The organism is Streptomyces thermovulgaris, from assembly GCF_002155915.1.
GTDB classification, from domain to species: domain Bacteria; phylum Actinomycetota; class Actinomycetes; order Streptomycetales; family Streptomycetaceae; genus Streptomyces; species Streptomyces thermovulgaris.
This window is the reverse complement of sequence record NZ_MUME01000027.1, coordinates 24,829-32,494: the sequence shown is the minus strand read 5'-3', so window position 1 is coordinate 32,494 and position 7,666 is coordinate 24,829. Positions and strand designations below refer to the sequence as shown.

Sequence of the window (7,666 nt, the reverse complement as noted above, 5' to 3'; positions counted from 1 at the left end):
GTGAAGCAGTGGGCAAAGGGCGGGACGGGCGGGGGCGCCACCGGCTCCCCCGCCCGTCACCGAGTGCCTAGTAGCACTCCTTGGTGCCCGTGGCCAGCGACATCTTCAGGCCGCTGAGCTTGAAGGTTCCGGCGGTGGTCGCCCACGCCGTCTGCTTCACGTCGGTCAGCGTGGCCGAGTCGGCCTGCTGGGCGAAACCGAAGGGGTTGGCCTGCTCGCTGCCGCCCTTCATGCCCGGACCCTTGCTGGCGTCCTTGGCCGCCACACCGATGTCGATGTTGTTGAAGGTCGCGTCGGCGCTGAGGTCAGCGACGTCGATGTAGAGGTTGCTGGCCTCGACCGGCTTGGAACCGCCGCCCGCCCTCAGAAGCAGGCTCACATTGCCGAAGGGCGTGGGCGTGACGACCGACTGGCACAGGTTGTTGATCGTGGCCTTCTTGAAGGCCGAGACCGCGACCGGGTGGTGCTCGTCCTTGCCCTCCAGGCTCTTGCCCGAGTCGATCGCCCCGTACTGGGAGAACCCGCTGCCGACGAGCTTCTCGGCCGTCACCTTGAACGACTGGCCCGACACGCTGAACGACGCGGCGAGAGCACCCTGCGCCAGGGCCACGCCTATCGCCGCCGTCGCGGCCACGCTGGGCACCATGACCACAGCGAACCGCTTCCATCTGGTCCCGCCACGCACTTGGGACTCCATAGTTCCTCCTTCTCGGACGTACATCTCCTGACGACGGCTCACCGCCGGTCGGCGGTCCGGCCGGGCAGGGATGGGAGAAGTGCTACGCCCTCGGGAAGGAGAGCGCCCGCGCTCAGTGACGCGCATCGCGCCCGAATCACCGGCGTTCACCCCCGAGCGACAACCACTGGTCGCGCCTGACACGCATCACGCACAACCTTGCGGACAGGCTTCGCCATTGAGCGAAGACCCCCCTGTCCAAGGGCCGGCACCACTGCCGCCGGCCCTGCTCGGTGGGGACCCAGACACTCCGTCCCCCGACCGGCTGCCGGGGTACGGGAATGGACCGAGCGTCGCCGATCGTGGTGCATTCTCGCCGCCCGCACAAGGGGGTTCGTTACTGGCTAGTAACGGTCGGATTACCGGGACCCGGTCTCTCGGTCCCGAACGGCGACGCTCGGTTGCCGTCCAAGGCGGAACAAAAGCACTGATGCCCGGACAGATGAGAGCGGAACAACGCTTCCGAGTTACTCCCAGTAACAGCGGCCGCGATTACCAAGTTTTGGTAAAGCGCGGCCGCATGGGAGCGTCCTCGGCCACTTCTGTCACCGGGGCATCGAACGCCCCGGTGTGTGCCGTCCGGCCGGTACACGGGGCCCGGCCGGCGCACGGGATCCGGTGCGGACCGGATCCCGGTTCAGAACAGCGCGCGCGCCAGCGCCCGGCGCGCCGCCGTCACCCTCGGGTCCTCGGGCCCGACGACCTCGAAGAGCTCCAGCAGCCTCAGCCGTGCCGCGTCCCGGTCCTCGCCGGCGGTGCGCTGCACGGTCTCGACGAGCCGCCCGAACGCGTCCTCGACATGGCCGCCCGCCAGGTCCAGGTCGGCGGCGGCGATCTGCGCCTGCACATCGGCCGGCTTGTCGGCCGCCTCCTGGCGCACCTTCTGCGGGTCCATGCTCCGCACCCGCTGGAGCAGCTCCGCCCGGGCGAGGCCCCGCTTGGCCTCCGGGTGGGCCGGGTCGTCGGCCAGGACGTTCTTGTACGCCTGGATGGCGCCGCCCAGGTCCCCGGCCTCCAGGGCCTGCACGGCCGCGCTCAGCAGCGAGGCGTACGGGCCGGTCGGGGTCTTCGAGGCCGCCTCGGCGCCCGGTTCGGCATTCGGGTCGACGGTCAGGCCGGTCAGTCCGAAACGCTGCTGGGCGACCTGGACCAGCTGGTCCAGCGTCCGCCGGATCTGCGCCTCGGGCGCAGCCCCCTGGAACAGGGGCAGGACCTGGCCCGCGACCACCGCGAAGACCGCGGGGATCCCCTGGACCCCGAACTGCTGCATCAGCAGCTGGTTGGCGTCGACATCGATCTTGGCGAGCAGGAAGCGCCCGTTGTACTCGGTCGCCAGCCGCTCCAGGACCGGGCTCAGCTGCTTGCAGGGCTGGCACCACTCGGCCCAGAAGTCGATGACGACGGGCACCTGGGCGGAGCGCTGGAGAACGTCGCGCTCGAACGTGGCCTCAGTGACGTCGACGACGAGATCGGCCGGGGAGACCGCCCCCGCGCCGCCCTCCCTGGCTGCTTGCGCGCGCGCCTGCTCCGCCTTCGCCTTCGCCTCCTGGGCCGCCTTCACCGCGGCGAGGTCGACGACTCCGCTCATGGACATGTTCCGTGGCTGCATGCGTCTATCCTCCCCCGTTCGGCGCGCGCATGTGAAAACAGTGATGTGCGGCCGGGCGCCGGTCCCCACCTGGCGCCTGGCAGCCCCCGCGCGTGGTCGTTCGCGCGTGCGGTGTGCGTGTTGTTGTGCGTGTGGTCGTCGCTCGGGCGCGGGCTTGTGTCCGCGCTTTCGCTACGACTCGTAGCGTAATGGCATCGGGCGGCCCCGGGAAACCGTGCCCCGGTGATCTCCCTCACGACCGCACGGGATCGGCCAGTCGGCCCCGGTTAGGGTCATGACATGCAGAGCCGCACCCGGTCCGTCCGCGCCGGCCGTCCGCGCAGCGCCGCCGCGGACGCAGCGATCCTGGCCGCCACCCGGGCGGCCCTGGTCGAGCTGGGCTGGTCCAAGCTCACCCTGGGGGACGTGGCCACCCGGGCGGGGGTCGCCAAGACGACGCTGTACCGCCGCTGGGCGGGCAAGAGCGAACTCGTCGTCGACGCCGTCGCCGGGCTCTTCGACGAGCTCCGCCTCCCCGACCGGGGCAGCCTCGCCGCCGACCTCGAGGGCGTGGTGCTGCAGTTCGCCCGGATCCTGGCCCGGCCGGAGGCCCAGAGCGGCCTGATGGCGGTGATAGCCGAGGCCACCCGCGACGAGGCCCTGCGGAACCGCATTCGCGCCTCCATCGTGGACCGGCAGAAACGACTGGTCCTGGAGGGCCGCGCCCGCGCCCAGTCCCGCGGCGAACTCCCCTGGGAACCGGACCCGGAGGAAGCCGCCCGCACGGCCGACCTGATCTTCGACATGGTGGCGGGCACGGTGGTCCACCGCACCCTCGTCAGCGCGGAACCGGCGGACGAGGCGTGGGTACGGCACTTCACCCGGGTCCTTCTGACGGGGTTGCGGTCCGGCGGACCGCCAGAGCCCTCTCCCCTCCCGAGGAATCCGGGAGGGCGTGAGGGCGGGACCGCCCGGGCCGAGGGGGATTCCGGGGACTGAGCCCTCCCCGGCGGGACCGCGGGGAGCACACCCCCGCACCCCCGCAGCCCCCGCGGGACGGGCAGGGGCCCGAGGGCCACGGTCTGTCCCGCGCCGCGGCGGGCGAAGCCCCCGAGGAATCCCGAGGGCGCGGAAAGCCCCGGAAGACCCGGAGGACACAGGAGGAGAACAGGAAGACACGAAAAGGGCCGGGACGGCGGGCGGGAGACCCCGCGCCGTCCCGGCCCCGGCGTCCCTGTCTCAGAACCCCGCGGGCTCCGTGTACACGCCCCACTCGTCGCGCAGTGCGCCGCAGATCTCCCCCAGCGTCGCCTCGACGCGCACCGCCTCGAGGATCGGCTCGATCATGTTCTCGCCGGAGCGCGCGGCCGCCAGCATGCCGTCCAGCGCCGAGCGCACCGCCGCGTCGTCGCGCTTGCGCTTGCGCTCGCCCAGCAGCCGGACCTGCTCCCGCTCCACCTCGTGGCTCACCCGCAGGATCTCCAGGTCCCCGGTCACCGACCCGGTGTGGACGTTCACGCCGACGACCTTCTTGTCGCCCTTCTCCAGCGCCTGCTGGTACCGGAACGCCGACTCCGCGATCTCCCCGGTGAACCATCCGTCCTCGATCCCCCGCAGGATCCCGGACGTCATCGGTCCGATCGGGTGCTGCCCGTCGGGGTGCGCCCGCAGCCCCCGTTCCTTGATCTGCTCGAAGATCTTCTCCGCGTCCGCCTCGATCCGGTCCGTCAGCTGCTCGACGTACCACGAACCGCCCAGCGGGTCGGCGACATTGGCGACGCCCGTCTCCTCCATCAGCACCTGCTGCGTGCGCAGCGCGATCTCCGCGGCCTGCTCACTGGGCAGTGCGAGGGTCTCGTCGAGGGCGTTGGTGTGCAGCGAGTTGGTGCCGCCGAGCACCGCCGCGAGCGCCTCCACGGCCGTGCGCACGACGTTGTTGTACGGCTGCTGGGCGGTCAGCGAGACCCCCGCGGTCTGCGTGTGGAAGCGCAGCCACTGCGCCTTCTCGGTCTTCGCGCCGTACACGTCGCGCATCCACCGCGCCCAGATCCGGCGCGCCGCACGGAACTTGGCGATCTCCTCGAAGAAGTCGATGTGCGCGTCGAAGAAGAAGGACAGACCGGGCGCGAAGACGTCGATGTCCAGGCCCCGGCTCAGCCCCAGCTCGACGTACCCGAAGCCGTCCGCCAGCGTGTACGCCAGCTCCTGCGCGGCCGTCGCCCCCGCTTCGCGGATGTGGTAGCCGGAGACCGACAGCGGCTTGTAGGCCGGGATGTTGGCGGCGCAGTACTCCATCAGGTCGCCGATGAGGCGCAGATGCGGCTCGGGCTGGAAGAGCCACTCCTTCTGGGCGATGTACTCCTTGAAGATGTCCGTCTGGAGCGTGCCGTTGAGGACGGACGTGTCCACGCCCTGACGCTCGGCGGCGACCAGGTACATGCAGAAGATGGGAATGGCCGGCCCGCTGATCGTCATGGAGGTGGTGATCTCGCCGAGCGGGATGTCCCGGAACAGCACTTCCATGTCGGCCGCCGAGTCGATCGCCACCCCGCAGTGGCCGACCTCGCCCAGCGAGCGCGGGTCGTCGGAGTCGCGCCCCATGAGCGTCGGCATGTCGAAGGCGACCGAGAGACCGCCTCCGCCATTGCCGAGGATCATCTTGTAGCGCTCGTTGGTCTGCTCGGCGTTGCCGAAGCCGGCGAACTGCCGGATCGTCCAGGTGCGCCCTCGGTAGCCGGTCGGGTACAGCCCGCGGGTGAAGGGGTACTCCCCGGGCCAGCCGATCCGCTCGAAGCCCTCGTATGTGTCCCCGGGTCGGGGTCCGTACACCGGCTCCACGGGGTCACCGGAGAGCGTGGTGAAGTCCGCCTCGCGCTTGCGCGCGGCGTCGTAACGGGCCTGCCAGCGGCGGCGGCCCTCCTCTATGGCGTCAGCGTCCATACCTCGAATTTACTAGGACGTCCTAGTAAATGTCGATGGCAAGACCGCCGTACGGACGTTCTCGCAGGTGTCCGCGGGGCGGTCCGGCTACGCCTTGGCGGCCGCGGGGGCCTCGTTCTGCGTGAACTTGCCCTCGAGCTCGCGAGTGATCCTGCGTTCGACGAAGAAGGCGGCCGTGGGAACGGTGCCCGCCAGCAGTACCCACAGCTGCTTGCCGACCGGCCACTTCGCCTTGGAGCCCAGGTCGAAGGCGAAGACGAGGTAGATGACGTACAGCCAGCCGTGCGCGATGCTCACCACGCGCGTGAAGTCCACCGCGCCGTCGAGGTGGAGCACATACTTGGCGATCATGCCGAGGGTCAGCAGGACCAGCAGCACGCCGGTGACGTAGGCCAGGACGCGGTAGCGGGTCAGCACGCTTCGTTTCATGGGTACGAGCGTAACCGCCCCGAAACTCCCGGCTCCGGCAGGGCACGGCCACCGGCGGGCACGGCCCCGGCCGCGGCCTTCGCACCCCCTCCGCTTCGGCGGGAGCAGCGTGCTGACCTGCGAAAACCCTACTCGTCCCGGAAATCTCCGGCGGCGACGCGCAGCGGGCGCAGCATCGCGAAGATCTCCCCGCACTCCTCGGCGTCGTAGACCCCGAGCCCGAAGTCCATCGCCATCAGGTCGCGGGTGGCCGCCTCGACCACCTCACGGCCCTTGTCGGTGATGACGGCGAGCGTGCCGCGCCCGTCGTTGGGGTTGGGGCGCTTGGCCACCAGACCGGACCTGACCAGACGGTCCACGGTGTTCGTCACGGACGTGGGGTGCACCATGAGCCGCTCGCCGATCTTGGACATCGGCAGCTCGCCGGCCTTGGAGAAGGTGAGCAGTACCAGGGCCTCGTAACGCGCGAACGTCAGTCCGTACGGCTTGACCACCGCGTCGACCTCGGCCAGCAGGATCTGGTGGGCCCGCATGATCGAGGTGATCGCGGCCATGGAGGGCACGTTTCCCCAGCGCTGCTTCCAGAGCTCGTCGGCACGGGCGATGGGGTCGAAGGGAAGACTGAGGGGCTTCGGCACGTCACCAGACCCTACCTGTCGGTCATATTCCGGTCAGCCCCGTCTCGCTCCTCGGTCCGGCGGGCGGCCACGGCGAGGGCGGCGCAGCAGGCGGTCCCCAGTGCACCGGCCCCGGTGACCGTGGCCGTCACCCCCGCGAATTCCGCCGCCGCCCCGGCCAGCGCCATGCCCACTCCCTGGACCGTCATGAGTCCGGCGGTGAGCAGGGTCATCGCCCGGCCGCGCAGCTCCTGGGGCACGGCCCGCACGAACCACTGGTCCAGACCCAGCGTGTAGGCCGCCCCGGCGCCCGAGAGCAGCAGCAGGAGGAGGGAGACGGGGAGGTTCGGGTGCAGAGCGTAGCCGAGATACGGCAGCAGCATGAGACAGACCAGGGGCAGGGCGATCCGCTCGCGCACGGCGGGCCGCAGCCGGGAGCCCGCGTACAGTTCGCCCGCGATCGCGCCGACGGGCAGCGCGCACATCAGCAGGCCGAGGCCGGTGGAGCCGGCGCCGAGCGCGTCGGCGTACGGGGCCGCCAGCGCCTCGGGGACGACCACGAACATCGGCGGCACCCAGAACAGCAGGAGCAGCACTCGCACACGGCGGTCGGCGAGCACCTGACGGGCGCCCCTGAGCGAGTCGCCCGTCAGGGCGCCCGCCCGGCCGGCCCGTGCGGGGCGGCGCCGGGTGCCGAAGCGGAGCAGGGCGGCCGAGGCGAGAAAAGCGCCGGAGGTGATCAGCAGGGCGTGCCGGGGGGCGACCGCGGTGAGCAGCAGACCGCCGAGTCCGTAGCCGGCGAGAAGGGCGCTCTGCGCGACGATGCGCAGCAGGGAGCGGCCGAGGACGAACAGGTCGCCGTCGCCCAGGACGTCGGCGAGGGTGGCCATGCGCGTGCCCTGGAAGACGGGGGAGACCACGGCGGGGACGCAGCGCAGCGCGAGCAGCGCGCCGACGGGGACCGCCGGCACGGCCATGAGCGCGGCGCAGGCCGCGCACACCAGGTCGCAGACCACGAGCACCCGGCGGGCCGGGAAGCGGTCGGCCACCCCGGCCAGGAGGGTGCCGCCGACGGCATGGGGCAGAAAGCCCAGCGCGAAGGTGAGGGCGCTCATCAGGGGCGAGCCGGTGAGGCCGTAGACCAGGACCGACAGGGCGATCTCGCCGACGACCACGCCGAGGAGGGACAGGGCGTGGGCGGCGAAGACGGCGCGGAACTCGGGTACGGCGAAGAGACGGGTGTAGCCGGTTGACGGTACCGGCGGGGTCGGGGCGGATGCGGGTGCCTGCTGCATGGGCGGCAGCGTGCGGGCGGACGGGGCGGGCGGCATAGAGTTTCGCCGTCTGCCGAATCTT

Annotated in this window: 7 protein-coding genes; 1 reads left to right on the top strand and 6 read right to left on the bottom strand. The window is 71.2% G+C overall.

Going from position 1 to position 7,666, the window contains the following annotated elements; genetic code table 11:
* Positions 1-67: 67 nt before the first annotated feature.
* Positions 68-697: a DUF6230 family protein gene (locus tag CCN35_RS03485; protein ID WP_067397836.1), complete on the bottom strand. Its 630-nt coding sequence runs from the start codon at positions 695-697 to the stop codon at positions 68-70.
* Positions 698-1,373: 676 nt separating this feature from the next.
* Positions 1,374-2,345: a tetratricopeptide repeat protein gene (locus tag CCN35_RS03475; protein ID WP_067397837.1), complete on the bottom strand. Its 972-nt coding sequence runs from the start codon at positions 2,343-2,345 to the stop codon at positions 1,374-1,376.
* Between the two features lie 279 nt (positions 2,346-2,624).
* On the opposite strand from CCN35_RS03475, the gene CCN35_RS03470 reads away from it, so the two are divergent.
* On the top strand, positions 2,625-3,323 hold the full coding sequence (locus tag CCN35_RS03470) for a TetR/AcrR family transcriptional regulator (RefSeq protein ID WP_086791469.1): 699 nt from the start codon (positions 2,625-2,627) through the stop codon (positions 3,321-3,323).
* A gap of 240 nt (positions 3,324-3,563) precedes the next feature.
* Here the strand turns inward: CCN35_RS03470 and icmA are convergent, their stop codons facing one another.
* The 4 genes from icmA to CCN35_RS03450 all read right to left on the bottom strand — a co-directional run bounded on the left by icmA (position 3,564) and on the right by CCN35_RS03450 (position 7,605).
* The gene (gene icmA / locus CCN35_RS03465) at positions 3,564-5,264 is read right to left on the bottom strand and encodes a coenzyme B12-dependent isobutyryl-CoA mutase large subunit (protein WP_067397839.1); all 1,701 of its coding nucleotides are present in this window, start codon (positions 5,262-5,264) and stop codon (positions 3,564-3,566) included.
* A gap of 87 nt (positions 5,265-5,351) precedes the next feature.
* Positions 5,352-5,693, bottom strand: coding sequence for a DUF3817 domain-containing protein (locus tag CCN35_RS03460; RefSeq protein WP_086791462.1), 342 nt, complete (start codon positions 5,691-5,693; stop codon positions 5,352-5,354).
* A gap of 128 nt (positions 5,694-5,821) precedes the next feature.
* Positions 5,822-6,331, bottom strand: coding sequence for a MarR family winged helix-turn-helix transcriptional regulator (locus CCN35_RS03455; protein WP_067397841.1), 510 nt, complete (start codon positions 6,329-6,331; stop codon positions 5,822-5,824).
* Positions 6,332-6,342: 11 nt separating this feature from the next.
* Complete coding sequence (locus CCN35_RS03450; RefSeq protein WP_067397869.1) at positions 6,343-7,605, bottom strand: MFS transporter; 1,263 nt, start codon at positions 7,603-7,605, stop codon at positions 6,343-6,345.
* Between the last annotated feature and the right edge of the window lie 61 nt (positions 7,606-7,666).